Here is a 26,816-nt window from a genome sequence, read left to right on the forward strand (position 1 = left end):
GGGAGCGGCGGGCCCGGGCTGCTCGGCCGTGCGCCGGCTGCGCCGCTGCGCTGGGCCGGCGGCCCGGACCTTGGCGCGATGCTGCGCGGGGCGGGCGTGGCGGCGACGCGGTAGGTGGTGCCCGCGGGGGCAGGGCGGCGGTCCTCTTGTGCCGGCCGTTCCGGCGCCGGGGTGATGCCGGCCCGGGGCCAGTCGCTCGCGGGGCGGGCCGCAGGAGGCAGGAGCCGACGTTCACGCCTTTCGCCGCCTCATCAGCGCGCCGGCGCGGCGGTGCGCCCGGTTCTGTTTCCGCTGCTGCTGCCGTTTCCGTTTCCGCTGCGCTGCCGGTGCCGCTTGCGGTGTCTGTGTCGTGCTCGTGTCCGTGTCGTGCCCGTGTCGTGTTGAGCAGGGTGGCCGAGGAGGTCGGACGGCCGGGAGCCGTCGGTTCGGCGCGGTCCGTGTGCCGTGCTCCGAGCGTGTGGGGGGGCGGACCGGCCGGTGTCGGTGAGCGGCCGGTGCAGGGTCCACCGGCCGCTGGCCGGCCTGCCGCCACTGCGGCACACACACGTATGACGGGGCGTAGGGCGACGGGTCCTCGCCAGCGGGGGCCCGGTGGGCCGGGATGGCGGCGCAGGCTCTTGCAGTTCACGGGGCCCGTCTGGGGGCTCGGCGTGGGGGCCGGGGCGTAGGACGCGGGTGGCACGCCTCGGTCCTGGCCGGGGTCGCAGTCGCCTCCCGTCGTGCGGTGTACCGCCCCCGGGACGGGATGCAGCCGGACCCCCTGCCCGTCGGGGCCGGCGGGCGCGCGGTTCCCGCACCGCTGGCACGTGTGCGGGACAAGGGGGGCGCCTTTCGCCGACGCGGCCGCGTGCCTGGCCCGGTCGGGCCGGGGGCATGGGGCGGGCCGGGGGAACCGGTCCTGAAGGCGGCGCCGTCGCCCGGCGGGTGCCCGGCGCTGCCGTTGCATGCGGCGCGGCATCCGCCGGCGGGACGGCCCATCCAGGACCGCTCCGCTTGTCTCACACCCCGCCCTGCCGGCCCCCGCCGGGCCGCGGAGTCGTCGAGCGGTCGAGTCGCCGCTCTGGCGGGGCCGCAGAAGTACAGAAGTCCGGCCGGAGGACCAGGGATCGCGTCGCCGTCGGCCACTCTGCCCGATAGGAATGGCCCGGCCCTATTACGGAGGGCCGGGCCAATGCCGTACTGGCAGCCTTGTCGCTCTCGCCGCTGCGTCTGCCGGTGTAGGGGTCAGTAACGCTTGTTGTCGATGGCCCGGAAGCTGCCGACCAGTGCGAACGGCACCGTGGCCCCGTCGAGCACCGTCGTGCCGGGGATGGAGCTGTTGGAGTTCCCGGGCCCGATTCTCGAGATTGCGGAGCCGTTGTCGCAGGTGATCCCGTTGAAGAATTCGATCGTCCTGTCGCTTTCGTTCAGGACGTTGAAGCTGGTCGCGGGACTGCTGATCACGGCGGTGCACACGCCCGGCTCGACGGAGAACGTCCGCTCGTTGACGAAGACCCGTCCACGGTCGTCGTTGCGGTCGTCGCGGTCGTTGTAGTGCGTCTGGCCGTCGCCTCCCTGGGGGACGTAGGCGGGGGCCTCCTCCTGTACCTGCGGGGCCGCCTTCGGGGCGGGGCTGGAAGCGGCGGCGTAGTTCACGCCGGTTGCAGCAAGGACGGTGACGACCACCGACGCTGCGATCGCGACAACGGTGCGTGTACGCATTCCCACTCTCCTTCTCACGGGCATTCAGTTTCTCCATCTCTCCGGAGTGTCGGCTGAGCCGGCCGACTGTGAATGAACATACTGATGCCGAATTCTGTCGCCACTTCAGAAATGTCCGGAGGCTGCGGGAGAGGGCCGATTGGGCGTCCGAAAGCCCGGGAACACGGCTATGACGTCCTGTCAGAAATGCGGCACTGGAAGTGACTTGACGCTCCATTGGGCCGCCCGGGGGACTCGCCACCCCCGGGCTGACACTCCTTCACACTTCTGCTCGCGTGTCGTGCATTGACAAAGCTCCGCACGATGGATAATCCGCCGCCCGGCCTTGTGGGCTGTGTCCTGCTTCAGCCTTCAGCGCCGGGCGGCCGGGACCGCAGCCGGTGGCGCGGCCGCCGCGCAAGGGCCAGGGCGGGCCCTCGCGCCAGGGCCGGACGGGGCCGCGCGCCGTTCCGGGCCGGCGGCCGGTGCGGCCACGGCGAGAGAGCCGCAGGGCCGCAGGCCTCCAGGGCGGCATGCTCACGCCGGGACGCCGCGGCCGCCCCCTGGCTCACCTCCCCTCGGGGGACCGCTCACCTCCCCCTGGGGACCGCTCACCTCCCCTCGCCGGGACGGCAGCGGCGCGTGCCTGAAGCCCAAGCGGCCCAGGGCCGGCAATGCCGCTGACGAGAGAACCCCGGCCCCCTTTCCGTGCCCCTTTCCCGTGCCTGGAACAGCACGCCGCCTGCGGGGCTGCTGGGGCAGCCCCGGATCGCAGCCCCCAGGGCGTGCCGCCCCCCGGGGGGGCCTGGTGCGAGGCCGGCCGGGCGTGCGCCGGCACGCTCAGATGCCGGAGAGGAATGCGTTGACGGCCCGGCGGGCCGTCCACCACATCTGCTGCGCCCCGCCGAGAGCGACTGCCTTGCCGGTGAACCGCATCGCGTACAGGCTCAGCTCGACACGCCGGCTGCCCCAGACGCAACAGATGCGGTCCTGCAGATGGTCTGCGATCTGCTCGAGCGATGTCCGCTCCAGCATGCCGATCAGCCCGAGGTGGTAGTCGAGCGGCTGGATCGACTCCTTCAACCGCTTCTCCTGCCCGGCCTGCCTGCGCCTCGTTATGACGCGGGCGGCCGCCGCTGACTCTGCCCGGGCGCCGCATCCGCGCGGCTAAGCGGACTTGGTGACCGACGACATCAACTCCCGCCAGCGCCGCCTGGACTTAGCCCGTGCCCAGATGCGCGCCAGCCATCGCCTCCTCCGCCGCCTGCTCGATCACACGGAGAAGACCGGCCTCGACCCTCTGGAATGGACGATCGCCCGCCACGGCGTCCTGAAGGGCAGCCTCCCGGTCGTCGACCTGAATGGCGATGCCTACACGCGCGAGCGGGCGCTGCAGGTGTACGACGCCTGGTGCGAGCTGTCCTCGCCCTTCGCCGAGGAGGTGGATGAGCCTGTCGATGAGCCGTACGTCTTCCGGGCGCACCAAGTCTTCGAGGGACCGTCCTGGTTGAAGGGCACCAAGATCCTGCTGACACTCGTCTGGAAGGCCGGTCAGGCAGCGCCTGCCGTCTGACTACGCTGACCGCGGTGGCTGTGACCCCGCACCACACAGAATTGGATTCCGCCTGCTCCCCGCACCCGCAGGCATGTTGCCGCCACGTGCAGGGCCGGTCCTGCCTCCCTCACCCTCTGCTCCCCGGAACCACGGGTGGGTTCGTGTGTGAGGCTGGGCTGGTGTGGTGCGGGTGGCCTCGGTGACGGTGGTTGACGCTAGGTTGGGTCGGCGTCTTCGCTGAGGGCTGTGCCCTGCGGTTGCCAGACGGTGCGGGGGCAGGGGCAAGCCTCGGCAGCGGCCGGGGCTCGGGTGGGTTGGTGCGGTGTTGCCGCGGGTTCAGACGGTGGGAAGGGCGATGCGCAGGGTGTCGCCCGGCCGGGGCTGTTCGACGTTGCCGATCATGGTGAGGGCGTGGGCGACGGGCGTGTGCGCGAAGTCGGTGTCGGGGCTTTGCCGGTGCGTCATGCTGTGGGCCGTGGACGAGGAGGTGAGGCGTGTATCGCGTGTACGGGACCGTGAGAGCACATCCCCGAGACGAGGACTGGCAGCTGATCTTGGAAACGGAAGACGCGGTCGAAGCAACCGCCGCTGTCCACGAAACAGAGGGAACCTTCTGGCGCCGGCTCGCCGAGGACGATGAAATCGTGCTGGACCGCGTGTGAGGGTCCTTGAGTTATTGGCTGCAGTCATCCGCTGTTGACCGCTGCAGCAACGGCCTCACAGCACACCGGTCCGTTCCAGGTAACGAATCGCCGCAGTCCAGTGGCTGTGCAGCCTGCTGATGCCGTGCTCGACTGCATGGCGCTCACCGCAGTTGCTGCTGTGAGGCCGCGTTCCTGGCCCTCGGAGGCGTTCCTGTTTCATGGGCGGGTGTCCCCGCGGTCGTTCTTCGTCGCCTCGGTCGGCGCGGACACGGTGGAGGAGTACATCGACACCCAGTGGGAACGGCCGTGGACGAAGAAGCAGAAGGAGGGACAGGCTTGATACGCGCCTACAAGTTCCTCCTTCGCCCCACTGTCCGCCAGATCCAGGCGCTGGGCGAGATGCTGGCTGATCATTGCTCGCTGTACAACGGCGCCTTGCAGGAACGCCGCGACGCCTACCGGCACGCCTCGAAGACCAGCGTCAAGTATGGGCAGCAGTCCGCGCAGCTGACGGAGATCCGCACTTTCGACCCGGAGCGTCAGGGCCGCTGGTCGTTCTCCTCCCAGCAGGCCACGCTTCGCCGTCTGGACACGGCGTTCCAAGCGTTCTTCCGGCGTGTGAAGGCCGGCAAGAAGCCCGGCTATCCCCGGTTCCGGGGCGTGAACTGGTTCGAAACCGTGGTGTTCCCCAAGGATGGCGACGGCTGCCGCTGGAACTCCACCCCGCACGAGGCCGTCACCCGCGTGCGCCTGCAAGGCATCGGACACGTCCGCCTGCACCAGCACCGGCCCGTGAAGGGCCGCGTCAAGACCGTCAGCATCAAGCGCGAGGGACGACGGTGGTACGTCATCCTTGCCTGCGACAACATCCCCGCCGAACCGCTTCACGCCACGGGCGCCGTGACCGGCATCGACATGGGCATCACGCACTTCCTCACCACCTCCGAGGGCACGCACGTCGAAAACCCCCGACACGGCAAGCGCAACGCCGACACCCTCGCCGAGGCTCAGCGCGCCCTCAAAGCGTTCCCTCGGCGAGGGCGCGGACCCTGCACCACCAAGCACCGCCGGGCAGTGGAGAAGGTCGCCAAGCTGCACCGAAAGGTCCGCCGCCAACGCCTGGACCACGCACACAAAACCGCGCTCTGCCTGGTCCGCGACTACGACCACATCGCGCACGAGCGGCTGAGCATCGCGAACATGGTTCGCACCCTCAAGCCGAAGCCCGACCCCGAGACCCCCGGCGCATACCTTCCGAACGGCGCCGCCTCGAAGGCCGGACTCAACCGCAGCATTCTTGACGCGGGTTGGGGGGTGTTCCTGGGCATCCTCGCGCAGAAGGCTGAAAGCGCCGCTCGTGTATTGATCCCGGTGGACCCCCGCAACACCTCGCGTACCTGCCCCAAGTGCGGGCACGTGGACGCGCAGAACCGCGACGGCGAAAGGTTCCAGTGCACCTCCTGCCAGCACATCGACCACGCCGACCGCGTGGGCGCCTGGAACGTCGCACTCAGGGCCGGGCTGGTCCCTCCCGACGTGGCATAGCCACCGACAGGAGAAGCCCCCCGGATTCATCCGGGGGGAGGAGTCACGCTGTGCAGGCGAGTTGGCCGGGGCGCAGCCCGCACTGCCGGCAGGGCCCGCCACCTGACAGCTGCACGTCCGCAGACGGCTTCGGACCCGCCCCAGGACGATCAACTCAAGGAGAACAGTGCCCCGATGGTCCGCCGCCCTGAACGAGGCCGGCATCACCGACCCGACCCTGCGGCGCGCCTACGGCACCCAGCGCGAGCAGGTCCGCACGTACGCGTTCCACCCCTACCTCGCCGCCCGGCTGCTGCTCCCGGCGCGGCTCCTGCCGTCCGTTGTCGCCATGGTCGCCTTCATGCACGCAACCGACGACCGGATCGACACCGGCGATCCGGGCACCCGCCACAAAACGCTCAGCGCATGGGACCGCCAGGTCAGAGCGGCACTCGACACCGACGGCAGCGCCCCCGCCCCCGGCCCCGGAACTTCTGACGCCGCCTTGCTCCAGACCCTCGCCGACACCGCTCGCCGGCACGGCCCGCACCTGACCACACGCGTGCACGACTTCCTCAACGGGGCGCCGACCGAAGCCGACTTCACCGGCTTCGACACCGAGGCCGACTTCCAGGCCTACATCGACAGCTACGCACTGCCCGCCCTCATGCTCACCGCATCACTGATCGCACCGGCCCCCGAAAGCGGCAAGGACGAGGGATTCCGCCAGGGATGCCGGGCACTGATCGAGGGATGGCAGCGCTCCGACTTCCTCGCCGACCTGCCCGAGGACACCAGGCAGGGCCGCATCGGCATCGCGCGAGACGAACTGGCCCGCCACGGGCTAACCCCCGCCGACCTGCACACCAGGCCCGCGAGGTGCCATCCCGCCCTGGAGCGGCTTCTGGGCACACAGGCCGATCTCGCCGAGGCCGCGCTCCGCGCGTGCCGGGAACTGCCCGAACTGGTCCAACGGCCGTACCGGCCGTTCCTGCGGGCCCTGATCTGCGTACAGGACCTGCAACTGCAGGCCGTGCGCCGAAAAGGAAGCTCCCTCCTGCACGACGGGGCACACCCTCCGACCGCCGCCACCCTCCGGGTCCTGGCCGCGCAGTACGCCGCCGCGAAGACCCGGCAGCACCGGACCACCTGACGCCGCGCTCGCCCGGACGCACGGCAGGTCCTCGACCATGCCGGCCAGCTTGCGGGTCTCGTCGCTGACAAGGAGGACCGCCTCGGCGGTGTCCGGGGGCAACGTGCCGGAGCGGGTCCTCGTCGAGGGCGTCGGTGACGGCGGACATCGCGGCGAGCGGGGTGCGCAGTTCGTGCGAGACGTCGGCCGCGAACCCGGCGGGCGTTCGCCTCCATCCGCCGCAGCTCGGCGTCGTCCCGTTCCAACGCGGCGGCCATCATGTTGAACTTGCCTGTCAGCGCGGCGAGTTCGTCCTTGCCGACGACGTCCACACGGGTGTCCAGGGCACCCGAGGTGATCTTCTCGGCCGCCGTACCCAGCCGGCGTACCGGACGCAGCGCCCGTCGGGCCGCGAACAGGGCGGGGACGACGGCGAGGGCGAGCGCGGGGACGGCTCCCGCCCAGGCCGCGGTGATCAGCGCGGAGATGTCGGCCCGCTCGCCGCGTAGCGATACAACCGCGTAGACGACGAGCCCCGACGGCTTGCCCGCCGCCTCGCTCCGGCCGGCGTGACGCACCGGCATACCGATGAGCAGCCGTGGTTCACCGGTGTGCTCCACGCGCTCGTAGAAGGCGGTGTCGCCGTTCTCCGCCGCGTCGCGCAGGGCGGTGCTGAGTCGTCGCCGCGCGCGGACAGGATCACGATCGGCAGGCGGCTGGTCTCCCGGATGCGCTGGCACACCTCCAAACCGCTCATGCCCGGCAGCATCAGATCGAGCAGCACGAGGTCGGGCTTGAAGGCCGCCAGCGCCTCCAGCCCGTCCTCACCGGTGGCGACCGCCTCGGTCTCGTGCCCATGGCGGGCCAGGCCCAGGACGACACCGCGGCGCACGGCCGGATCGTCCTCGATCAACAGGACGCGAGTCACGGGCAGGGGTTCCACGGAGAGCGCGGTCGTCAGGCACTGAAGGAAGTACCAGGCAAGGCGCCCACTGTACGACCAGGCCGCGCCCGCCGGTGTGTCTCACCTCAACTGAAGCGGTGATGATCACGGGCGACGTCCTCCAGCTCAGAACGCCAGCGATGCTCCACGTACCCGAGGAGAACGGTCCCGGCGCGAAGGCCAGTTGGGTGCCGGACCAGCACACCCGGTGGCACGCAGACATCACCCAGCCCCGCGAGACCGTCACCATCGCGGTGGAGCTCTACCGCCATACGAACGGCTGGAAAGCCCGCGGCGTCGGACAGGGCTACGACACCGGCCTCGCGGGCCTTGCCACTGATTACGGCATCAACGTCGAAGCCTGACAAGCGTCGCCCGGACGCGGTTAATGCTCTCGGGCACGCTCGTGCGTTCGTCGTCGCTCAGGTGCCGTCCGGCACAGCCCACGAACGGCGCGCGGACAATTGATCGAGCGCCCTGCCACTGTCGCGGCATAAGGTCTGGTGCACCATGAGCGACCACCACACCTACGGCACCCGCACCCACACCGCCGGCGAGCTGGTCCGGCTTGTCAGTGACTGCCTCGGGCTGGTCTTCACCGAGCGCGACAGCGATTACCGGGGCGTCTACCATCGCGCCAGCAGCCCCAACGGACGGATCGAGATCCAGCCCAACCCGATCCCCGGCGACGACGGCGAAGACGGCCTCTACGCTCCAGAACACCCCGAAGTTCAGGTGCTGTTGCTCACCACCACCCCGACCACGGGCCCGGCCCTACAAGCCCGGCTGGGCTCCATCGAAGGACTCATCCATCTGAGCCACGAGACCGTGTGAGCGGCCACTGATCCACAACTTTTGACAATTGCTCCCTTTGGAATGAGCGACACCCCCGGATGCTCCCCCACGGCGCCGGACGTCGTACCGCGGCGGCCGGGGAGAGGTGCCGGGCCAAGGACAGCGCCGCCCCGGCCCTCGGCATGAGGGCCGCACTTCGAGACGGGCCGGCCGTTGGCCGGCAGCGCGGCCACGTCTACGGCACCGTCGTGATCGACGCCGAGACCCACCAGGGCCGGGCCTGGTATCGGGCGCAGGCTTCTTTGAACTATGCCGGTTCGGCGGTGACGTGACACGAGCTTGATCACTCGACCGCGGTACGTTGCTTGCTGGCCCAAAGCGCCCAGAACTGAAGGTGCTGTTGGAGGCCCTCCAGCGCCTGGTAGGCGTCTGCCCCGGCTAGCGGTCCACGGCTGTCTGTGGGGCTGGTTCCGGTGCCGTTCGGCCGTCCGATGCGGCCAGGAGGCCGATGGCGCCGATCACGTCACGCGGTGAAGTAGCGAGGTGCGGCTGGTGATCCAAGATTGCCTGTTGGGCGGCAGTGAGCTGAAGGACTCTGACCTCCCAGTCGACTTTAACGATGAGCACCGCGCCAATGCGCACGACCGCATCCTTGGTCGGCTGCAGGGCAGTGAGGACCGGTCCCACGTTCGTCATCATGGTCGCGGTGATGGTCGCGTCCTGGGCCAGAATCAGGCGTGCGTCAGCGATGTGCGCGGCAGTCAGGGCACTCTCGCGCACGACCTGGGATCGCGCGGCGCGTGAGACGGTGGCCCTCATCCGGCGGAACCAGGACCCGACGACAGGGTCTTCGCGGTCGAGGACTTCCAGCCCAGCCGTTGCCAGAAGTTCCTCCACCGCGGCCTGGACGTCGCGGTGCGGTGCTTCGTCTGCCAGGAAGATCGTGATCGGCAGCGGGGCTACCTCTGGCTCGGCCGTCCTGCTCGCCGGTTCATCCATCTCCAGGGAATCCTCCGCAGGTGGCTCGCTCGGGCTCACTGGCAGCGGCGGCTGAGTCGGCTCCGAACCTTTACCGCTTGTTCGGAGAAGGTTGTGCACCGATTCGGCGAGCTGGCCGACCGCCACGACGAGCGGAGTCACCGGCTGGACGTACTGGTTCAGCCAGTCCAGGATGCGCCACAAAACTGCGGGCCGCGGTTCCGCCTCTTCGAGTTCCTCACGCAGGCGGCGCAGCAGGTCCCGGGCGGGGGTCCCGGGGTCGGCGAGTGCCGGGTAGTACTGCTCCAGCAACTGCTCGACGTGCAGGAGGAGTTCGGCCAGAAGCTCGGCGTCCTGCGGCTGATTGGAGACTCGGTCGATGAAGGCCTGGGCGTGCCCCGCAGCCTGGCTGACCACGTAGTTGTTACCACCGCTGATTACGACGCCGTTGTTGACCGGAGGATCCTGTCGCCCGTCGGCGTTCCCCATAATGAGGCCCCCTACCTATCGGACCCATCGGCGGAGCTGACAGTGCCCGCACCGGACTGCAGCGGGATCTTCTTCGTGTCGGTCGCGCCCGCGCCGATCGCCTGGTTGTCGATGATACTCATCCCGCCCCGCTGCGGTCCGTCGATCAGGCCAGTGTGCCGTCGCTGCCGCGGCCTATGAGCTGACTCGTGCGCCCGATGCAAGGCCTGCACCAGCCGTCGCCAGGGCCGGCACTTCCCTGCAGGTTCTCAAGGCAACTCCGCATTGAAGCGTCACGCTGCCCCGCCGCCGGCCCGCTTCACTACCGGGAAGGCGCTGAGCGTCCGGGCATCGCCGAACAGATGCCTGAAGGTCACCCGTCATACCTGGGACGGGCGACGTCGTCTCCGATCAGCAAGGCCTCTCCGCTGAGTGACTGCGGCGTCAGTTCAAGCCGGATGCGGTGCTGTGCCGCACCGGCGGCCTGGTCGGGACCGCCGGTGAGGACCATGACGCGGACTCCTGCCCTGCTGCCCGGGTCCTGCCGCAGCTCGACACCGAATTCCAGTTCAATCGGGCCGACTTCGAACCTGAGATCGTCCGAATGCGCGGCGGTGCGCCGCAGTTCCTGGCGCACTGCCTCGATGGCCGTGGCCAGCTCCACATAGGTATTGCGTTCCAGCCCCACTGCTCCGGTTCCTTCCATGGTGGAGTTCTCCGGTGCGGGCCCGGGCCGTGCATCGGCCTCTTCCCGTGGACCGAAGCCCGTCAGAAACACACTGCTGGACGAGGTGCCCAAGTCGGTTGCGAGGACACGAGGATCGTGGCGCGCGGCGGCCAGGTAGGCGTACGAGCCCTGGACGGCGTCGTGCACCGGGCCTGTTCCGCGCTCCTTCTGGATGGCGTTCTGGGCGTGCAGGGCCCGGCTCAGCAGTGCCTCGCCGTTGCGCGCTCCCGAGGCGATCGCCTCGCGGTAGAGGCCGACGGCCCGCTCCATGTCCGTTGTTGCCGTGTCGTAGTCGCCGCTCGCGGCAGCGATGACCGCGCGGCTGTTCAGGCCCTTGGCGAGCAGTAACGTCTGCGTCGGCCCGCGGCCATGAACTTCGTTGAGCCTCTCGTAGGCGGTGACTGCCTGGTGTGCGAGGTGCAGCGCTTCTGCGAGGTTGCCCAGCTCCGCGACCAGGCCGGCCTGCGCGTTCAAGGCGTCCGCCATTACCGGCAAGGCACCGGCAGAACCGGGGCTCTTGGCCGTCTGCTCTGCGGCGATGGCCCGGGCTTCGTCGAAGATGTCCAGCGCCTCGTCGGGCGAATCCAACGCGGTCAGGCCATGACCGAGAGCCAACAGGGCTTGCGAAAGGCGCACTTCATGGCCACCTTCGTCGTCTGCCGAGACTGCCAGCCGACAGGCGTGCACCGCCTCTTGGGCACAGGACAATGCTTTTCTCAGTTCCCCAGCCGCACGCCACTGACTGCTGGCCAGCAGCGCAAGGTCCGCCCACTGTGCGTATTGGTCGGGGGACTTGGCGGCCAGACGGCGTACCGTCTCCAGAAGTTCCATGGTGGAGGGCGGACTAGTGCCCATCGTGCTTGCCCTCCTGCGCGGAGTCCGTTTCCGCCGGTGTGCTGTGGTGGTGAGGTGGCCACACGGAGCGCCGGAGTATGTCGATGACTTGGTCCGCGTACTCACGGTCGTGGACCTGAAAGGTTCCGTCCGGGAGCCAGCTGAGCAACGGTGGAAGCGCTGCTTGGGGCTGGGCACCCGCCACGATGTGCGCCGACCCCGTGGGAGCCTTTGGAGCCGGTACCGGCGCAGGCACCGCCTCCGGTGGCGGCGCAGCTGCCTGACGCATCACGAGATTGCCGGCCGTCCCGACGGTGGCCATCAGGGGCTGGTGCCCGACATTGAACCTGCCCATACGCTTTTCTGTGCGGCGAAACAGTTCACCAAGCAGTAGGGGAGAGGTGTCCCCGTCCCCCTTCTCCAGCACTGTGACAAGGTGGCCGGTAAATGCGGTGTAGTTGGTTGCCGAGGCTTTGTCGGAAGCCTCTGATGTCTGTGTGGGCCCGCTCGATGCCAGGACGCAGATGCCGTCGAGGAGACCCTCGTCGACGTCCTCGGCAACCTTGGCCTGGTCGAGCAGTTCGTCCTCGGCCATCGCCTCCTCGGCCGGCGCCTGGTCGCCGAGCACCTTCGTCGCGATGCCGCTGAAGCAGCAGTCGAGGACCAGCACGACGACACGGGCGCGGGCCGCACGCAACAGGCCCCGTAGCACCGTGTAGCGCAGTCCGGTGGTCTCGGCCGACTCGCCGCTGGCGGTGGTGCAGGTCGTGAGATACAGCTCGCGTTCCGCGCCCACGCGTGAGCCATGCCCGACGTAGTACACGAACAGGACATCGGTTGCCTGCTCGGCCGCGCGTTTGACCGCAACGCGGATGCCTTCGGCTGTGTGCGGGTTGAGCATCGTGCGCGTGTACTCATGCTTGCGATGAAAACCCGCATAGGCGGGATCGGTGAGGAGGTCTTTGAGGCGCAGCACGTTGTACGGGGCTCCCTCGACGCTGTCGAAGGCTCCGCCATCCGGGTACTCCGCGACCCCGATCAGCACCGCACGGGACTCGTCCGGGCGCAACGATCGCATGGTCGGATCAGGCCGCGTCCAGCTCGTCGAGCTTGCGTTGGATCTCACCCGTATCCGAGCCAGTCACCGCGAACTGTTTGCCGTCCTTCTCCACGGTCACGGTGATCTTCGGGGCGGCGGCGATGCGCCGCTGTTCGCGCCACTGCGCGATCACGACTCCAAGGGAGGTAGCGCTGAATGCGCCGCTCAGGACCAGCTGAATGATCGCCACGGTGCCCAGCTGATCGGGCTCGGGTGTGTCGGGCAGCAGTTCGGGTGTGGCGTGTTTACGCGCGTCGGCGTCGTCCACAAGCCAGTCGAACAGTTCGGACGAGACGTCGTCGCCGTCCTCTTCCGCGACACACCTGATCAGGATCTGCATCGTGGCCCCCTGCCCCCTCGCAATTTCCCGACGAGCATACGGCGACGCTGTGGCAGTTGTTCCCCGAATCGAGGAGGTTGGCAGCGTGAGGGCGCCATCACCCGGCGCCCGGGGCGCTGTGGAGTTCAGACTGGTCCGTCACTCTTCCCGTGGTGATGGGTCACGCCTCATCCAGCGCGCGGGGACAGGGAATCCTGCGGCGGGGAGGCACGGGCGAGGACCTGGCGCAGATCGGCGTACAGCCGCAGTCGTACGCCAGGCTGCCCGGGATCGCGGAAGGTGCGGTCGGAGACGGCGGTGGCCCACCTGCCTGCGATTGCCCGCTGAAAGGCGAACACCGTCTCGTCGTCCAGGCCGGCCACCTCGATGATGATTTGGCCGGGTTCGGCCACATGCGCTTCTTGGATCGGATCCATGTCTGATCAGTACGTGTTCATGCATGGCGTGGTTCTCCGCAGAGTCTGCATTCACCCGGCCGAGGGAGCGCGCAGGGGCGCAGCGACACTGGTCGGCGCCTCGTCTGTCCACGGGGCTTCTCCACACCTGCCTCAGGACATCGGGGCGGCAAAATTGCCGTGCGTGAGGCCCAATGGGTCTCCTCGACCTTGGCCTGTAGGTCTCAGACCTGGTCAGAGTGTTGGTGCGCGTGGTGCGGGAGCTGGCGAGTGGTGGGGCAGGACGAACACGGGGCGGCTCAGCGCCACCTTGAGCCGCCCCGTCATCGTGCCGGAGCGCGGGCCGGCCTGGGATCCAGGGCCTTCTACCGCGCGTCGATGATCTGCAGGACCGAGTGCTGCCACACGTTCATCAAGGCGAGGCCGTCCCTCATGTGTCTCGCCCGAGGCAGGCTCGTCTTCCTCTGTGCCTGTCCGGCACTTCGGGCACAGTTCGTAGCTGCCCCGGCCAGTGATCACACGTCCCCACTCACGGCAGACAGCACAGCCGCGGGCGCGTGCTGGATCGGCGCGAGGAACAGGCATAGAGGAACAGGCATACTCGCCGCGTCCTCATGCCCCGAAGTACGCGCCGGGCATCTACCCTGCTCACCGCTGTGGTTCCTCGGCGCCCAAGGGCGAGCTCCTCAGTCCGGCCTTGAGTGAACTCCCGGGCATCACAGACTTCCTAGCTGGTGGCTTCTTCCGGCTGTGTCTCGGCCTGGGGTGCGCCCGTCTGCTCGGGTGCGGGGGCGGTGTAGAAGACGGACCTGCCCTGCCTGCTGCGCTGGGCCTGGTTCTTGGCCACCAGCCCTTCGAGCGTGGTACGTACGACGGTTGTCTTGATGGTGCGATCGGGATGCCGCTGTTCCAAAGCCGCGGTGATTTCGGCGGCAGAGCGCGGCTCGCGCTGGCCCGCCAGGTGCTCGCGCAGGAGGACGACGAGTGTGGGTGACGAAGACGACGAGGCGGCCGGCGTGGCCGGGCTCTTCTTGCCGGCCCGCTTCCGAGTCCCGGTGCTGGTCTTCTTGTCCTTCGTCTGCTTGGCCGCGCCCGCTGCTTTCTTGCGGGGAGGAGGGACGGGTGCGGCCGGTTCCGCTGCCGGTGTGAGGGCCGTCGGAAGGCCGAGCGCCTGCTGGATGTTCCCCAGGACCGTGCGGTCGTGCTGCAGTGCGGCCAACTGGGCCTGGAGCGCTTCGATTTCACCGCTGAGGCGTTCTTGCTCCTTGAGGTTACGCTCAAGGTCGCCGGCCACCTGTGCGCTGTACTGTGAGGTCAACTCGGTGGCTTCGGCTGTGTTTTCGGACATGATGCTCACACCTTTCCTGGGTGCCGCGGCCGGCGGATGGCGGGCTCGCGGCGTGTGCGAAATCTAACGTGTGTGCTTTTCTGCCTGGTGGCGTGCAGGCACTAGCAGTTACTGACGCACAGAGTCGTGTCCTGCAGATAGTACGGAAGACACCTGAGTACGTCTGTGCTCCGTGGCCGAGATGCTCTGCAGAACCTGCCTATTGCGAGACCGGCATGGTCGATGCCCCAGTGAACCCACGCTCACGACTGTCGGTGGCCTGAGCCACGTACCCGCAGGTCATGCGTTGCCGGCGGACGGCTGCAAGCGCGGTGGGCATGGCCGTGCGCGCCGGCGAAGCAGGCCCCACGCGGCGGCTGCCCTCCGGCAGGGCGGGCACGTTGAGCGCGGCGAGGGCCCCAGGTCCCGCACGACGCTTCACAGCTGATCACTGCGTCTGCGGGTGTTGTGCTGGTGGCCCGGGAGTTCTTCCGCTCCCGGGCCCACCAAATACAAGGATCAGGCGGTTATGCCTGGACCGTGGCGGGGTATCGAGGGAGCGTGCCAATGAGTGCACACCATTTCGAATAGAACGCCCATTTTGTGCACGTGGGGCGTGCAATTGGCAGCCGCTTGTTGAAACTTCTGGTCATCGGCGCTGCGCGGAGCCGATGGTGGCGACACTGAGGTCATGGGTTCTTCCTTCGAGTATGCGGGAGGGCGGACCAGGACCGTTCAGCGCTCTGTCCATGGCTTGCGGTTTTGGAGGGCGCTGGGCGGTTCCAACTAGTCGAGCGGATGCCGCCTTACGAGCCACGAGATGAACGGGTGCCGCTCCCTCCAGGCCGCGTCCTTGCGCAGTACGGACTTACGTACGTCGTTCGTAGCCTGGTAGGCGGCCGCGATCAGGGCCGTCGCCTGGAAGAGGACGGCGGCCTTCATGCCCCACGTGCTGATGAGTGAAGCAGATCCGACCAGGAAGGTCGTCACGGCTGTGGCGGACACCGCCCGGTCAGGTACAGCAGCGATTCTGCGGTGCGTCTTCGCCCTGTTGGCGCGGCGGTTGGCGCTGGAAACAGGAAGGAGGCCCAGGGAGGCGGATCGGTGGTTGTCGTCGGTGTGCGTCTCACGCGGCTTGAGCTGGCCCATAGGGGCGTCCTCCTTGTCGTCGATGACGCTGCACTCGAGGGTGCTGCTCATCCTTTGATCCTCTTCACTCGTCTCCTCCATCGGTCTCTGAGTCGCCGGTGTCCGACTCGTCGAAGTCGTCACTTGGAGCCTCCCGCGGGCACCGTCCCCCGATTCGCTGGACGAACCACGCGAGTGCTTCGATGTCCTCGCCGTTGTCCTCCATCTCCTTCCAGCTGGTACTCGCGTACACAGCGACCGTGCCTTCCGCGATGCCGCCCATGAGGGCAGCGCACCTCTCCCTCGAGAGAGCCGCGATGCACTCCAGGTGGAAGTACTTGCGCTGCTGGTCCGAAAGACCGCCCCGGTCGACGTAGTTCAGGGCCTGCATGATCGCCTTGAGCTTCGTCTCCGGCTCCCACCCCCTGGGCAGGGGTACGCGCCGCAGTTCTGCATCCACTCGATTGCCCAGCACCTCCTCGAGGTCTTCGAGGTGCCACTCGAGGGGACCTTCACGTTCCAGGGCCGCCGCGCGCCGCGCCTCAGCCTCGTTCAGCAGACGGTTGATGAAGCGATGCACACCCTTGAATCGGCCGAAGAGCCCGTTGAAGGAGTCGTTGACCTCCTGGTCGACCCATTTGCGCAGGTCCGGAATCACAGGAGCACCCTGGGCGTAGATCTGTCCGACGAGAAAGTCGATGGAGTCGGACGGATCGGGCTGCTTCTGGTGATTCACAGCGGGCACTTGAGGCTCCCGGGTTCTCACTGGGCGTGCGCGGTGCGCGTGGTGTGGCGCAGACGCTACGAGATTCCTTTCGCCGGCTCTTTAGCCTCGGTCGTTGACGCTTTTGCCGGTCCGCTGTACGTCGGCGGTGAGCTTGCCCAACGCTCAGACTCCTCGCAGCGTGCGTCGGTGTCCCCGACCCGGCGCGGCTCACGCAGAGCGTGACGTATGGCAGCTCCGCAGCGTTCAGATGGGGCGGGCTGAGGTCGCGGGCGGTCGGGATCGGACTGTGAGGCCGTCGGCGTCACGTACGGCGGGAGCGGTGCGGCACAGGCGACCGCGGCGGCTCTGGCGCAGCGGGGTCTGCCGGCTGATGGGTTGTCGCGAACACGTTCGATGCCGCGGCTCGAGCCGGTGGCCGGGTGCGCCGTCCGAGCGACCGAGTCCGGGTTCGGCATTCCAGATCATGATCTGCCGTCAGGGCCACCCCGGCCTTCCGCGAACTGTCGGCTATCTCGCGGTGAACAATGGTCCGCCCGGATGGCATCCGAACCGTTGGCCATTTGCTCCGGCAGTCATGCAAATCGGCGGTGCGGGGCTGCTGCGCCCGACCGCGCGGGTGGGGACTGTGGTCTGGCCGAGCGGGTCGGCGGGTGTGCCGCGCCGGCCCGGTCGGCGACCCGGCCCCCTGTGTGGCGGGACCGCGCCTGCCGTCGAAGCGCCTGTCCGGTGGTGAAGGATCATCTCGTGGGCGCGCGAGCAGCTCATGCGCCTGTATTCACTACTTTCGCTGCACGGTGCACCGTTCGGATCGCCGGGACAGACGGCCTGCGCAACTCCTGCTCGCTGCAGCTGAATCGCCCCCAGTGGGGCCGGTCGGCGGGGGAGCGCGACTGCCTGTCGATCGTTGGTCCGCGGCATCCGGACGGGGCAGTGCCCGTAAAAGCGTGCGGCAACCGGCCCGGTAGGGTCGTGGTCATCCTCCTCCGGGGCGTCGGGTGCCGGGAGGCGAGGTCAGGTGGCCCGCCGGTCAGCTGGCCCCGGCCTTCCGCAGCCGCAGCACAGGGAAGGAGGTAGGCGATGCGCGCGTCCCCGGATCCACCGGACCCGCGGGACGGCGATCAGTGTCGCGTCACCGGGCTCGTATAGCCGGAGAGCCTCCCCGTTGCACCGGGGAGGCTCCGTGTGACGTGAGTCGCCGGCCCGGGTCCCGTGGTTCAGTGATTTGCAAATGCCACGGGGCCCACCTACTTTTCGGCGACCTCTGGACCGTCACCTGTTCGGACTCCAATATCGGTGTCCGGACGGGCTTCCCGGGAGGGGGCCGTGCACCTTGATGCCGCACACGTCCTGCTTGTGGGCTTGCAGGCAAGGCGAATTGGCCCCCAATCTCCTGGGCGCTACGCACGTAAAATGTACCGCGCCAAGGCGAGAGGGGCCTGTTGATGGCGAGAGGTTCGGCCCGCATGTTCTCCGGAATCCGCTTACGCCAGGCCCGCTCAAACGCTGGGGCAGGAGCTTTGAGTGCCGAGGAACTGGCAGAGAAGGTGGGAGCCACCAAGGCGCAGATCCTCGCCTACGAGAACGGTCAGCGCATCCCGGATCCCCCGCGCATCCGGCAGCTTGCTGACGCGCTGGAGATCCCGCCGCTGGAGCTGGCGAACCAATCCGGCATGAGGTCCTGGCAGTTGGCCGATCTGCGCCGCGCCAACGGCCTGCGGGCCAGTGATCTGTGCGCCAGCCTCGGCCTGAAACCGCACAGTTATCGCAGACTGGAGACGGCCGGGCTGACCGCCGAAGGCCGCTACGGGCTCAGCCAGCGTCTGGCCGTCGCTCTCGGCGTGTCGATGCGGGCACTGGAGCGGCATCTGACCAACGCGCCGGCAGTCCGTCAGCGCCTGGAAACGCTCCGCCGGCCGCTCACCGCTGTCATCGAAGAGCACCTTCAGCCGGGCCGCACAAGTGCTCCACAAGCCGCTGACCAGGCAGTCAAAGAAATAGCCGCCTGCTACACGCGTGCAGCGACGACGATGGCACGCATCTTGAAACAGGAGGTGGTGACCCTGCGGGAGATGCGGCACCGGCAGGCGTTGCAGGCAGCCGCCGCCTTCTACGGTGCCACTGCCGAGGAACAGCAGCGTGCCCGTCGGCGCATGGAAGGCGAGGAGGCGCGCATCAGCCAGCTGATCTCCAGCCTGCCGCGGCGCCTGGACTCCTTCTTCCGCTCCCAGCTTGCCCCGGCCAGCTGGGAGACGCTGAGCCAGCTCCACCTTGCGCATACAAAGGAGCGAGCGCTGACCATGATTGCTCCCGCGGTGGCGCAAGACTGCGCACTGGCCCCACTCATCCGGCCGCTGGAGAGGAGGTCCCTTGAGCCCGGGCCCGGTCTGTATGACATATCCCGGGAGGGCCAACGGCACTACCTCAGCTTCAAGCACTGGTACCAGGCCCTGTATCCCTGGGTGGACGACAGCCTGCGCCACTTCCAGCAGCAGACAGCCGCGGGTGAGCCGCCGGAACTGCCGTGGTTGCGTCAGTGCTTCACCCAGTCGCAGACCATCCTGTTCAGCTTCGACGGCATTTTGTGCCGGCTGTTCGCCGGCAACGTGCGTTCGGTGTCCGGCCACTTGGTCCAAGCCGCCGGCAGTCTGCAGCTCGATGCAGACGCCTACGGAGGCGCCGATCCTGTCGCACTGCTCCGATCGGTCGTCGACAGCGGATCCCCGGAGCAGGTCCGCCGGCTCGACAGCATCCTGACCACGTATGAGACCGCGGCAGCACGCCGGGCGGAGCCTTTGCCCGGCGCGGCTCAGCTTCTGGGCGCGCTCAGCCGAGGACCCTGGCGCCTGGCCGTGGTGACCGACCACGCGACCGCCGCCGTGCAGACGTTTCTGACACATCTGCACCCCGACAACGGCCGCACACCTCAGCTGGGAGTTTTCGGCCGCCCCGACGACCCACGGCTGATGAAGCCGCACCCGCACGCCATCTTCCTGGCCACCAGCCGGCTGGGCGGCGATCGCTCACGCACCCTGCTCATCGGGGAGTCCCTGGCTGATGCGCTGGCCGCACGTGCTGCCGGCGTGCAATTCATCGGGGTCGCCGCTCAACAAAGCCACGCCCGCAGGCTCAAAGAAGCAGGAGCAGTCAACGTCGTGGAGACACTGACCACACTCCTTGCAGCCGTCAGCCGCATCAAATACGCACCGTGGGGCGAGCAGCCTTCCATCACCCCGGGGTTGCGCTAAAACCTCGCAGGGCCTGTGCCGCTCGTCGTGCGTGGGCGTGCGCGTCTCCCAGAGACGATGACAGTGCGGTGTGGACGTGCTGGAGCAGGGCGTGTGCATGAAGTGTGTCTCCCGCATCGCGCAGAGCGCATCCGAGCCGGAAGGCCGTGGACAGCGTCTGCGGGTGCGTACTTCCCAGAATCTGCGACCGGGCGGCATGCACGCTCCGAAGCTGAGGCAGCGCGTTGTCCAGCCTCCCTTCGTCCTGCGCGAGACAAGCAAGGTTGTGCAGCACGGTCAGCGTCCGCGGGTGGTTGTCCCCAAGATTGCGACGCCGTGCCTGCAGCACCCGCGCATAGTTGTGGCGCGCCTCCTCCCAGCGGCCCAAGTCATGCAGCACTCGTGCCAACTCGTGCCTGGCAGACAGCGTGTGGCCGTGCTCGCTCCCCTGAGACTGCTGCCGGTATGCAAGCACGGCGGAGTGATGCTCCTCAGCCTCCGACAAGTGCCCCATGTCATGTAATACACGCCCGAGTTCATGCCGAGCGGTGAGCGCGTGTGGGAAGGACTCACCGCGGGCGGCGCAGTGGCTCCGCCACACGTTCCGGTAGCCGGCCTCGGCCCGGGCGAGTTGGCCCATGTCGTGCAGGGCTCCTGCGAGATTGTGCTGCGCGGTGAGGGTTTCCGCATCCGTGGGCCCCAGCAGGCGCTTACGCCATCCCAGGACGCTCTCGAACACCGCCCCTGCCTGACGGGGCAGACCCCGGGCCTGCAAATAGCGGCCGGCCAGCTCGGCCGCCTCCGCGCCCGCAACCTGAACCCGGAGCGGCGCACCCTCCAATGAGCCTTCCTGCTCCGCCAGTCGCAGCGCATGCGGAGCCAGCAACGTCCACGCAGCCCATGCATCAGGTTCCTCGGGCTTGCCGACCTGCTCGATGCTGCAGGCGAGCCCCAGCAGGGCAACGGTGAGCGGGAGGTGGCGCGAGGTACCGCTCAGATCCCTGATCAGCGGGTGCACACGCACACTGGCCAGAACACCGTCCAACGCTGCAGCGGGCGGGCCACCGGTTTCAGGAGGGCAGAAGTCGATCAGGCTCAGCGCCGCCAGTGCGCGCAAGGTCCGCCATACCGCGCTGCCGTTGATGCCCTCGAAGCCCGCTTCCCCGTCCATGAGCGGAGCACGCAGGACGAGCGCATACGGAATAGGAGCGTCAGCGAAACTCGACAGCAACTCCAGGACGGCCGAAGCAAACGGGAAGCCTCGACGTTCGAGCATGTCGAGAGCAAGGCGCCACGTGTCAGCGATGACCGGCGCAGGGTTGAGGCCGTGACCGACCGGTTCGTCCAACGCCCGCACGAACGCATCAAACTCGGCCGGCATGTCGGCGTCACGAAAGGCATCCGGCATCGCAATCACCTCGGCTAGATAGCTTCCCGCCATCCGCAAAGCTAAGGGCAGGCCACCCAAACGGCGGGCCAGGCGAACCGCGCCGCCCCAGGATCCAGCATTCGGCCCAGCGTGATCGAACAGCACCTGGGCTGCATCCCGTTCCGGCAAGGGCAGCACCGGATGCAGCGCCGCCCCCGAGCCCCAGATGTCCGTCGTTCCGTCGTACGTGGTGATCAGCACCAGTCCGGACGGACACGAGTGCGGCCTGATCCACCCCGTTCCAGCAGCCAATCGCCCCGGACCGTTCAGCACCGAAGGATCCCTCACCCCATCGACCACTAACAGCCACGGGCACTTGGCCTGACCAAGCCGCTGCCACAGGACATCCACCACCTCCTCGGCGTCGACCACGTCACCCGGAAGGCCCAACCGCCTGGCCACCGCCCGGATCCCACCCTCGAACAGCGCGTCCTGCCGGCCGTCGATCCACCACGCGTACGGTCCGAAGGCCGACCCGAAGCGCGCCTGGAGCGCATGAACAAGCTCCAGTGCCAGAGCCGTTTTGCCGCTGCCGCTCAACCCATGCAGAACATGCAGCCGGCCATCTCCACGCCCCCTGTACTGCCGCAGCAGATCCTCGAGCAATCCGGCTCGGCCCCGTAACGGACGCTCCGGATGACGCAAACCCATGGGGGCGGCCAGCGTCATGACCCGCGTTGCCGCCCGCGACGGAACAGCCATCACCAGCTGACCCACCTCGAGATGACCGGCGGCCACCGCACCGTGGTGAGCGACGAGCGATCCGACGGCCTCGCGCACCGCGGTCAGGTCTGCAGCCGCTCCTCGTGCGGGAAAGGGCCCGCCAGATTCACCCCGCCCTCCACTCGCACGACCGCGCCCGCCACAGAGCCGCCCTGCGCAGATATCTGCAGATCCCTGCCAGCGGCGACACCACCGGGCAAAGCCTGCGTCTTGCCGCGGGCGGACTGCACCAGCGCAACCAGCTCAGCCAGTTGAGCGGCGGCGACGGCGCGCGCTTGTACATCGAGTGCCTCGAGCGACATCTCCAGACGGGTCTGCCATATCGCCTCCCAGCGTTCCCGGTGGCCGACGACTTCCTCATCCGCGGCCAGCGCCGCCTGCATCTGGTCCAGCCGCGTGCGCTCAGCTGCCTCTTGATCCGCACTGTTCCGCCCCAACAACCGGGCGACCGCCTGCCGAACCGATTGCCACGCGTCCGTTCCGGCAGCCTGCACCACGGCCATCCCACCGGCTGCCGCTAAAGCCGCAAGAGCTTCCTGAGACATCCCCCACCCCCCGAGCGCGACGACAGGCGATCAGCTCGTCTGAACTGCCGCCGACATCGAGAACATTCCTCAGCGTCCTCTACATCACTCCCCATCGGCCCTCGTATATCGAATACGGAACGGCAAACTGAGTTCTGGCGCAGACAGGGGAGTCAGCGCCGCTCTCGGGCTTCTGACCACCAACTCCGGGTGCGCCTCAAGCACGGCCATCTCGTCGATCACGAGCGTGACGACATCGCGGCGGGTCAGGACGTGCTTGCCTGGGCCGTCGGCGGGGTGTTGCCGAGGTTGTCGAGTTGCCGTTGAACACCAAAGCCAGTGGCCCCGCTTGCCAGCCCAGCCAGCGTCGTGCAGCGGGGCCGGCATGCGGCGGCGGACTCGGCGCGCGCAGCGTGGGTGAACCGGAGGATCGCCTGCACAGAACAATGGGTGCCGTAGACGGGCGCGCGAAGAGCCACCGGCCGCAACTCGCGGGCGGGGGCTGCCGCCGTTCATGGGTGGTGTGGGATGTCGCGGAGGATGGCCGATCAACGAAGCACATGTGGCAGAGCCGGGGCCGGCCGTCGTGGAGGTCACGGCCGCCGATGATGCGACGCGTTCGCCGTTCAGGAGCTGCTCGCCGGATGGTGGGTCATCGCGCCGGCAAGGGCCGACGCCCCGTCGACGTTGAGGAAGCCCGCCGTCTCCTCACCTCCTGCCTGCCCGCTTGCACACGCTGCCGGCCGGACCGACACCTCGGCATGCTCGAATAGCTCCAAGCGCTCGCCACGGGGCGCAGACGTGTCGTTTTCTCCGGTATGACCTTTCCACTCACACGGGCGGCGCGTCGGGGAAATCGCTGATCGCGCCCCCGCAGCGCGGCTATCAACGGCACATGGCCAAAGCTGTCCTGCGCGGCCTCGCAGCCGCTGTCCTCGCCGTCCTACCCGCTGTCACCTCCGCCCCCGCCCACGCGGCACAGTCCCTGCCCCTGGCCGACGCCGTGGCCGACCTGCCCGTGGCCACCGAGATCCGTGACGGCTACAGCCGCGACAAGTTCCGCCACTGGAACACCGGCGACAATCCCGTCGACGGCTGCAACACCCGCGCCGAAGTCCTCCTCCACGAAGCCGTCGACCCGCCAGCCGTCGGGTCCGGCTGCCGCCTGAGCGGCGGGAGCTGGTTCTCGTACTACGACGCCACCGTCGTGACATCGGCGTCAGGCCTGGACATCGACCACATGGTCCCCCTCGCCGAAGCATGGGACAGCGGCGCATCGGCCTGGACCCCGCAGCGCCGCGAGGCGTACGCCAACGACCAGGGCGCCGAAGCCTCCCTGGTCGCCGTCACCGCACGCTCCAACCGCAGCAAGGCCGACCAGGACCCGGCCGAATGGCTGCCGCCCGCCGCCGACGTCCACTGCCGGTACCTCGCGGAGTGGGTCGCCACCAAGCTCCGCTGGACACTGGCCGTCGACGACGGCGAACTGGCCGCGCTGGAAGGTGCGGCGTCAGAATGCCCCCAGCAAACCGTGACGTACGAACCCGCCGTCTGAGTGTCGCGCCGCCCGGCACGGCCTGGCGCTGCGTCCTGAAGCGGGCAGGCGCGGCAGGCTGGTCGGCGCTGCGAGTTGCCCGTGGCGCTCACAGGCTCGTGGGCCCACCAAGGCGGGCCCACCGGTGTGTCAGTAGCGGGCCTCCCACCACAGGATGATCAGGGTGACGGCGCCGCTGCCGAGCTTGTAGGCGGCGCCTTTCAGGAACTCGCCGGGGACGCTCTGTCCCTGTCGGCTGATCCGTTCCCGCAGGTGGCGGATGGTTTCAGCGAGTCGCTTGTCCCGGCGGGACGGGTGTTTGGGCTGGCGTTTCGCGTTACTCTCCTCCATGCGGAGTTCCTCTCGTTGATGGACATGTTGGAACACCGCGCAGGGAGCCCTCCCAACTCAGAGGCCTAGGAAACCCGTTGGGATACAGGGCTCCTTCTGCGCGTCACCGGCTCAGCTCAACCCCGCGTATCAACGGGGATTGTCCGAGCCTGCGCCCAAGTGTGTGTGCTTCGCGGTGCTGTTCACCAGCAAGGAGAGGCTGGGCTAATCGGCGCCAGGGCACCGAGCACTCAGATGAGCGCGGTCAGCGTCGGGTGAAGTCGTGGAGCTGGTCAGCGAGGCGCCGGTCGGGGCGCTGGACGATGATGCACGAGCCGGCCCTGATGGTGGCCAGGCGGTCGACCTCCATTTCCAGTCCCCCGGTGGGGGCGCTGGCTCGACTGGAGCCGGTCCTGCGGACGTACGCCGCGACCGCCTCCAGGGTGGCGAGGAAGGCGCTGTCGGGGGCTTGCGTGTCGAGGACATCGTCGGTGACCTCATGCAGCCAGTGCCGCGCCTCACGGGACTCCCCGAGAGAGAGGTGGTGCAGGTGCAGGCAGTAGGCCGCGGCCCGGTGCCCGGCCCCCGCTGCCAGCTGCCACCAGAACTGGGCGCTTTCTCGGTGGTCGGTGAGGTGGAGCAGGCAGGCGAAGACGAGCGCACCGTCAACGTCCAGCTGGTCCTCGGTCACGGCGCCGGGTTCCTGGGCGAGGCGGTCGACGTGGTCGGCGGCGTCGGGCTTGTTGAGGATCCAGCGGCACACCACGGACAGCCGCTGCCCGGCCTGAGCGGCGCGCACCATGTCCGGGTCCGGTCGGGCCGCAGCAGCGGCCGCGTCGTGGGCGAGGCGACGCAGCGCGGCGCCGACGTCGAAGCCCGCACGGGACGTGGTGGGGATGCGGGCGCCGGCCAGGAGCTCGTCAATGGCGGTCACTGTCCTGCTCCTTTCCGGATCTTGGGTGTGGCCGGCAGGCCGAGCCGGATACGGATGCGTTCCTTGCCCTTGCGGCCGTGGTAGTCGACGGTGCGGGTGTCCAGGCCCATGTAGCGGGCGATCCGCTTGGTGGGGTGGCCGAGCAGGTGGCGCAGGACGATGACGGTGAACTGGCGGGTGGGCAGCTCCAGGATCGCCTCGTACAGGCCGTTCGTACTGCTGCTCATCTCCATCTGGCTGCGGACCGCCTCGAGGTTCTTGGCTATGGGGCCGTTGATGAGGAAGGCCGGCGGACGTCCGTCCTCCTTGAGGCGGCGGGTGACGCCGCGGTGCAGCACGGCGAGGGTCTGCTGTTCGAGGTCGCCCTGCTGCAGCAGTTCGTCCCAGCCGCCGAGGATCTCCAGGAACACGTGGTGAACTACGTCTTCGGCGGTGCGCCGGCTGCCGAGGTGGATCTCCGCGAAGTCGTGGAAGAACTCCTGGTGCCCCAGGTAGAAGCCCTCGAAGTCGAGAGGGAGTTCGGGCGGGGCCTGGACGGGCTGGCCGTGGCCGCCGTCCTGGGGCGATACGTCAGTGCTGACGTCGCCGTTGCCCATGTGGTCCTCCAGGCGTACGAGAACCGGCCTCTCCGTTGAAGCCGGCGGGTCCGGGACGCGGGCCAACTCGCCCACGTGAGCGCCCAGTTGTTCGGGCCCTCAGGCACCACCCTGTCGTTTTTCGGGCCCTGAGACTCATGCGACCCTCAAAAATCGTGACTCTGCGATCTTCTCCATAAACGGAACGTCACTGCGGCGTTGGTTCGGATGTTCGGAACTGAGAGGTGAGCTGTGCCAATGTGAGTCGGCGGGGAGTTGGCCCTTCAAGAACCATCCGATCTCGTGGCGCAGGTCACACAGTCGTGGTGTCATGTGAATCCGGGCCTTCGCCATCAGGTACCCGAGCCTCCTGAGTGTCATAGGCGGCCGCGGGGTAGGTTCAATCGCCGCTCGGCGCGAAGCCGTAGAGCTCGCGAAGTCTGGTGGCGATGGCCCTCGATGCTGCTTGCTCGGCCTCGAAGAACTCGCGGCGATGACGCGGGTCGCTTCCAGACGCGCGAGTCCAGTACATCGGGTAGGCGGCAGTTGTCAGTCGCTCCACCGCCTCGATCACCGGGGGGTGCAGCAGCAGTGCGGACTCATGACTGCACCTCGCGGTGGCATGCATAGCAGCTGCTCGCAGCTCCTGCCCGTCATCACTCTCACGCCAGTCCATGCCTCCGGCTTCGGCCTTCGCCAGAAGGATGGCGATCGCATTCACCCTGTTCAGAAGGTCATGAATGGCCGTATGGACGGCCCGGAGCCCGTCGCATTCAAACGCCGCTCGCTCCAGCTGAGCGGCATGGTGACGTTCCGCGGTGCGAACGTCCAGCACGTTCTGCGCAGTCCATCGGTTACGCAGCAGCTCAAGCATAAAGCTCGCGAAGAAGCCGAGTATCAGCGTGACCAGGGGCAGCAACACGTCGACCATGCCGCCAACCATCCCCGCTCCGGAACGAAGTGTCCACGGACCAAGGAGAGTTGACGCGGAGACGGGTCTCCACGGCTTCGAAGCAGATGGACGCGAGGACGGCAAACTGACGTGCGCATTGGTCAATTGCGGTGCTCAGCCACATTTATGTGACTGAGAGCTTCACTTGGCCAGTTGCGCCCGTTCCGGTGGTTCCGCTGGCCCGATCCTGATTGGCCAGCCGCACACGACAGGATACCGATCGTCGCTCGTGTGGATCTGCATGAGCGGCATCCGATCCGCTTCCATCCTGACCCGGACATGAAAGTGTGAGAGG

28 protein-coding genes and 2 pseudogenes are annotated in these 26,816 nt (G+C 68.2%); 11 read left to right on the top strand and 19 right to left on the bottom strand.

The window, feature by feature from the left end; translation table 11 throughout:
- Nucleotides 1-1,224: 1,224 nt before the first annotated feature.
- Entirely contained in the window at nt 1,225-1,701 is a 477-nt protein-coding gene (locus ACFPQ9_RS42205; protein WP_380865204.1) for a hypothetical protein, read from the bottom strand.
- Nucleotides 1,702-2,520: 819 nt separating this feature from the next.
- Nucleotides 2,521-2,763, bottom strand: a complete 243-nt coding sequence (locus ACFPQ9_RS42210; RefSeq protein WP_380865206.1) for a hypothetical protein — start codon at nt 2,761-2,763, stop codon at nt 2,521-2,523.
- 97 nt (nt 2,764-2,860) lie between these two features.
- On the opposite strand from ACFPQ9_RS42210, the gene ACFPQ9_RS42215 reads away from it, so the two are divergent.
- Nucleotides 2,861-3,253 carry a hypothetical protein gene (locus tag ACFPQ9_RS42215; protein ID WP_380865207.1) on the top strand — a complete coding sequence of 131 codons (393 nt, stop codon included), beginning with the start codon at nt 2,861-2,863 and terminating at the stop codon, nt 3,251-3,253.
- A 318-nt stretch (nt 3,254-3,571) separates the two neighbouring features.
- Here the strand turns inward: ACFPQ9_RS42215 and ACFPQ9_RS42220 are convergent, their stop codons facing one another.
- Nucleotides 3,572-3,700, bottom strand: coding sequence for a hypothetical protein (locus tag ACFPQ9_RS42220; protein WP_380865210.1), 129 nt, complete (start codon nt 3,698-3,700; stop codon nt 3,572-3,574).
- A 29-nt stretch (nt 3,701-3,729) separates the two neighbouring features.
- Here ACFPQ9_RS42220 and ACFPQ9_RS42225 point away from each other — a divergent pair, with 29 nt between their 5' ends.
- The 3 genes from ACFPQ9_RS42225 to ACFPQ9_RS42235 all read left to right on the top strand — a co-directional run bounded on the left by ACFPQ9_RS42225 (nt 3,730) and on the right by ACFPQ9_RS42235 (nt 6,556).
- Nucleotides 3,730-3,897, top strand: coding sequence for a hypothetical protein (locus ACFPQ9_RS42225; protein WP_380865212.1), 168 nt, complete (start codon nt 3,730-3,732; stop codon nt 3,895-3,897).
- A 318-nt stretch (nt 3,898-4,215) separates the two neighbouring features.
- On the top strand, nt 4,216-5,424 hold the full coding sequence (locus tag ACFPQ9_RS42230; RefSeq protein WP_380865296.1) for an RNA-guided endonuclease InsQ/TnpB family protein: 1,209 nt from the start codon (nt 4,216-4,218) through the stop codon (nt 5,422-5,424).
- Nucleotides 5,425-5,590: 166 nt separating this feature from the next.
- Nucleotides 5,591-6,556, top strand: a complete 966-nt coding sequence (locus ACFPQ9_RS42235; protein ID WP_380865214.1) for a squalene/phytoene synthase family protein — start codon at nt 5,591-5,593, stop codon at nt 6,554-6,556.
- 299 nt (nt 6,557-6,855) lie between these two features.
- Here ACFPQ9_RS42235 and ACFPQ9_RS42240 read toward each other — a convergent pair.
- Nucleotides 6,856-7,119 (bottom strand): annotated as a pseudogene (locus tag ACFPQ9_RS42240) (HAMP domain-containing protein); the annotation flags it as partial.
- 92 nt (nt 7,120-7,211) lie between these two features.
- A pseudogene (locus ACFPQ9_RS42245) lies at nt 7,212-7,463 on the bottom strand (response regulator); the annotation flags it as partial.
- A 155-nt stretch (nt 7,464-7,618) separates the two neighbouring features.
- Here ACFPQ9_RS42245 and ACFPQ9_RS42250 point away from each other — a divergent pair.
- The 3 genes from ACFPQ9_RS42250 (at nt 7,619) to ACFPQ9_RS42260 (ending at nt 8,605) form a co-directional block, all read left to right on the top strand.
- Nucleotides 7,619-7,843 carry a TerD family protein gene (locus ACFPQ9_RS42250; RefSeq protein ID WP_380865217.1) on the top strand — a complete coding sequence of 75 codons (225 nt, stop codon included), beginning with the start codon at nt 7,619-7,621 and terminating at the stop codon, nt 7,841-7,843.
- Between the two features lie 145 nt (nt 7,844-7,988).
- Nucleotides 7,989-8,312, top strand: coding sequence for a hypothetical protein (locus ACFPQ9_RS42255; protein WP_380865219.1), 324 nt, complete (start codon nt 7,989-7,991; stop codon nt 8,310-8,312).
- Between the two features lie 59 nt (nt 8,313-8,371).
- Entirely contained in the window at nt 8,372-8,605 is a 234-nt protein-coding gene (locus ACFPQ9_RS42260; protein ID WP_380865221.1) for a hypothetical protein, read from the top strand.
- A 106-nt stretch (nt 8,606-8,711) separates the two neighbouring features.
- Here ACFPQ9_RS42260 and ACFPQ9_RS42265 read toward each other — a convergent pair whose 3' ends face one another.
- The 8 genes from ACFPQ9_RS42265 to ACFPQ9_RS42300 form a co-directional block, all read right to left on the bottom strand.
- Entirely contained in the window at nt 8,712-9,740 is a 1,029-nt protein-coding gene (locus ACFPQ9_RS42265; protein ID WP_380865224.1) for a hypothetical protein, read from the bottom strand.
- 352 nt (nt 9,741-10,092) lie between these two features.
- Nucleotides 10,093-11,277 (bottom strand): trypco2 family protein, encoded by a 1,185-nt coding sequence (locus tag ACFPQ9_RS42270; RefSeq protein WP_380865226.1) that lies wholly within the window; start codon nt 11,275-11,277, stop codon nt 10,093-10,095.
- A gap of 13 nt (nt 11,278-11,290) precedes the next feature.
- Nucleotides 11,291-12,349, bottom strand: a complete 1,059-nt coding sequence (locus ACFPQ9_RS42275) for a caspase family protein (RefSeq protein WP_380865229.1) — start codon at nt 12,347-12,349, stop codon at nt 11,291-11,293.
- A gap of 16 nt (nt 12,350-12,365) precedes the next feature.
- Nucleotides 12,366-12,719, bottom strand: a complete 354-nt coding sequence (locus ACFPQ9_RS42280; RefSeq protein WP_380865232.1) for an effector-associated constant component EACC1 — start codon at nt 12,717-12,719, stop codon at nt 12,366-12,368.
- 167 nt (nt 12,720-12,886) lie between these two features.
- Entirely contained in the window at nt 12,887-13,135 is a 249-nt protein-coding gene (locus tag ACFPQ9_RS42285; protein ID WP_380865234.1) for a DUF6207 family protein, read from the bottom strand.
- A gap of 706 nt (nt 13,136-13,841) precedes the next feature.
- Complete coding sequence (locus tag ACFPQ9_RS42290) at nt 13,842-14,462, bottom strand: hypothetical protein (protein ID WP_380865299.1); 621 nt, start codon at nt 14,460-14,462, stop codon at nt 13,842-13,844.
- Between the two features lie 765 nt (nt 14,463-15,227).
- Entirely contained in the window at nt 15,228-15,641 is a 414-nt protein-coding gene (locus ACFPQ9_RS42295) for a hypothetical protein (protein WP_380865237.1), read from the bottom strand.
- Nucleotides 15,642-15,654: 13 nt separating this feature from the next.
- Nucleotides 15,655-16,227, bottom strand: coding sequence for a hypothetical protein (locus ACFPQ9_RS42300; protein ID WP_380865239.1), 573 nt, complete (start codon nt 16,225-16,227; stop codon nt 15,655-15,657).
- Between the two features lie 1,532 nt (nt 16,228-17,759).
- Between ACFPQ9_RS42300 and ACFPQ9_RS42305 the strand changes: the two genes are divergently transcribed.
- The gene (locus tag ACFPQ9_RS42305) at nt 17,760-19,541 is read left to right on the top strand and encodes a helix-turn-helix domain-containing protein (RefSeq protein ID WP_380865241.1); all 1,782 of its coding nucleotides are present in this window, start codon (nt 17,760-17,762) and stop codon (nt 19,539-19,541) included.
- Here the strand turns inward: ACFPQ9_RS42305 and ACFPQ9_RS42310 are convergent.
- Nucleotides 19,522-21,729, bottom strand: a complete 2,208-nt coding sequence (locus ACFPQ9_RS42310) for a tetratricopeptide repeat protein (RefSeq protein WP_380865244.1) — start codon at nt 21,727-21,729, stop codon at nt 19,522-19,524. The two genes, ACFPQ9_RS42305 and ACFPQ9_RS42310, sit on opposite strands and share 20 nt — an antisense overlap.
- 5 nt (nt 21,730-21,734) lie before the next feature.
- Nucleotides 21,735-22,175 carry a hypothetical protein gene (locus ACFPQ9_RS42315; RefSeq protein ID WP_380865246.1) on the bottom strand — a complete coding sequence of 147 codons (441 nt, stop codon included), beginning with the start codon at nt 22,173-22,175 and terminating at the stop codon, nt 21,735-21,737.
- Between the two features lie 535 nt (nt 22,176-22,710).
- On the opposite strand from ACFPQ9_RS42315, the gene ACFPQ9_RS42320 reads away from it, so the two are divergent.
- From ACFPQ9_RS42320 to ACFPQ9_RS42330, 3 genes are all read left to right on the top strand, one after another.
- Nucleotides 22,711-22,887 carry a DUF6207 family protein gene (locus ACFPQ9_RS42320; RefSeq protein WP_380865249.1) on the top strand — a complete coding sequence of 59 codons (177 nt, stop codon included), beginning with the start codon at nt 22,711-22,713 and terminating at the stop codon, nt 22,885-22,887.
- Nucleotides 22,841-22,969, top strand: a complete 129-nt coding sequence (locus ACFPQ9_RS42325; RefSeq protein ID WP_380865251.1) for a DUF6233 domain-containing protein — start codon at nt 22,841-22,843, stop codon at nt 22,967-22,969. The genes ACFPQ9_RS42320 and ACFPQ9_RS42325 overlap by 47 nt, the downstream gene beginning before the upstream one ends.
- Before the next feature lie 122 nt (nt 22,970-23,091).
- Nucleotides 23,092-23,751, top strand: a complete 660-nt coding sequence (locus ACFPQ9_RS42330; RefSeq protein ID WP_380865252.1) for an HNH endonuclease family protein — start codon at nt 23,092-23,094, stop codon at nt 23,749-23,751.
- Between the two features lie 129 nt (nt 23,752-23,880).
- Here the strand turns inward: ACFPQ9_RS42330 and ACFPQ9_RS42335 are convergent, their stop codons facing one another.
- The 4 genes from ACFPQ9_RS42335 to ACFPQ9_RS42350 form a co-directional block, all read right to left on the bottom strand.
- The gene (locus ACFPQ9_RS42335; RefSeq protein ID WP_380865254.1) at nt 23,881-24,081 is read right to left on the bottom strand and encodes a hypothetical protein; all 201 of its coding nucleotides are present in this window, start codon (nt 24,079-24,081) and stop codon (nt 23,881-23,883) included.
- A 244-nt stretch (nt 24,082-24,325) separates the two neighbouring features.
- Nucleotides 24,326-24,994 (bottom strand): hypothetical protein, encoded by a 669-nt coding sequence (locus ACFPQ9_RS42340; protein ID WP_380865256.1) that lies wholly within the window; start codon nt 24,992-24,994, stop codon nt 24,326-24,328.
- Nucleotides 24,991-25,590, bottom strand: coding sequence for a sigma-70 family RNA polymerase sigma factor (locus tag ACFPQ9_RS42345; RefSeq protein WP_380865257.1), 600 nt, complete (start codon nt 25,588-25,590; stop codon nt 24,991-24,993). The genes ACFPQ9_RS42340 and ACFPQ9_RS42345 overlap by 4 nt, the downstream gene beginning before the upstream one ends.
- A gap of 379 nt (nt 25,591-25,969) precedes the next feature.
- A complete protein-coding gene (locus ACFPQ9_RS42350) occupies nt 25,970-26,500 on the bottom strand; it encodes a hypothetical protein (protein ID WP_380865259.1) in 531 nt (176 codons plus the stop codon).
- Between the last annotated feature and the right edge of the window lie 316 nt (nt 26,501-26,816).

The organism is Streptomyces coerulescens (genome assembly GCF_042657965.1).
Classification (GTDB): domain Bacteria; phylum Actinomycetota; class Actinomycetes; order Streptomycetales; family Streptomycetaceae; genus Streptomyces; species Streptomyces coerulescens.

Excerpts from the sequence above, each read along its gene's own strand:
- ACFPQ9_RS42205 (WP_380865204.1), bottom strand. The coding sequence starts at position 1,701 with ATGCGTACACGCACCGTTGTCGCGATCGCAGCGTCGGTGGTCGTCACC.
- ACFPQ9_RS42220 (WP_380865210.1), bottom strand. The coding sequence starts at position 3,700 with ATGACGCACCGGCAAAGCCCCGACACCGACTTCGCGCACACGCCCGTC.
- ACFPQ9_RS42250 (WP_380865217.1), top strand. The coding sequence starts at position 7,619 with ATGCTCCACGTACCCGAGGAGAACGGTCCCGGCGCGAAGGCCAGTTGG.
- ACFPQ9_RS42255 (WP_380865219.1), top strand. The coding sequence starts at position 7,989 with ATGAGCGACCACCACACCTACGGCACCCGCACCCACACCGCCGGCGAG.
- ACFPQ9_RS42260 (WP_380865221.1), top strand. The coding sequence starts at position 8,372 with ATGCTCCCCCACGGCGCCGGACGTCGTACCGCGGCGGCCGGGGAGAGG.
- ACFPQ9_RS42265 (WP_380865224.1), bottom strand. The coding sequence starts at position 9,740 with ATGGGGAACGCCGACGGGCGACAGGATCCTCCGGTCAACAACGGCGTC.
- ACFPQ9_RS42270 (WP_380865226.1), bottom strand. The coding sequence starts at position 11,277 with ATGGAACTTCTGGAGACGGTACGCCGTCTGGCCGCCAAGTCCCCCGAC.
- ACFPQ9_RS42280 (WP_380865232.1), bottom strand. The coding sequence starts at position 12,719 with ATGCAGATCCTGATCAGGTGTGTCGCGGAAGAGGACGGCGACGACGTC.
- ACFPQ9_RS42285 (WP_380865234.1), bottom strand. The coding sequence starts at position 13,135 with ATGGATCCGATCCAAGAAGCGCATGTGGCCGAACCCGGCCAAATCATC.
- ACFPQ9_RS42290 (WP_380865299.1), bottom strand. The coding sequence starts at position 14,462 with ATGTCCGAAAACACAGCCGAAGCCACCGAGTTGACCTCACAGTACAGC.
- ACFPQ9_RS42295 (WP_380865237.1), bottom strand. The coding sequence starts at position 15,641 with ATGAGCAGCACCCTCGAGTGCAGCGTCATCGACGACAAGGAGGACGCC.
- ACFPQ9_RS42305 (WP_380865241.1), top strand. The coding sequence starts at position 17,760 with ATGTTCTCCGGAATCCGCTTACGCCAGGCCCGCTCAAACGCTGGGGCA.
- ACFPQ9_RS42315 (WP_380865246.1), bottom strand. The coding sequence starts at position 22,175 with ATGGCCGTGGTGCAGGCTGCCGGAACGGACGCGTGGCAATCGGTTCGG.
- ACFPQ9_RS42320 (WP_380865249.1), top strand. The coding sequence starts at position 22,711 with ATGGGTGGTGTGGGATGTCGCGGAGGATGGCCGATCAACGAAGCACAT.
- ACFPQ9_RS42325 (WP_380865251.1), top strand. The coding sequence starts at position 22,841 with ATGGTGGGTCATCGCGCCGGCAAGGGCCGACGCCCCGTCGACGTTGAG.
- ACFPQ9_RS42330 (WP_380865252.1), top strand. The coding sequence starts at position 23,092 with ATGGCCAAAGCTGTCCTGCGCGGCCTCGCAGCCGCTGTCCTCGCCGTC.
- ACFPQ9_RS42335 (WP_380865254.1), bottom strand. The coding sequence starts at position 24,081 with ATGGAGGAGAGTAACGCGAAACGCCAGCCCAAACACCCGTCCCGCCGG.
- ACFPQ9_RS42345 (WP_380865257.1), bottom strand. The coding sequence starts at position 25,590 with ATGGGCAACGGCGACGTCAGCACTGACGTATCGCCCCAGGACGGCGGC.
- ACFPQ9_RS42350 (WP_380865259.1), bottom strand. The coding sequence starts at position 26,500 with ATGGTCGACGTGTTGCTGCCCCTGGTCACGCTGATACTCGGCTTCTTC.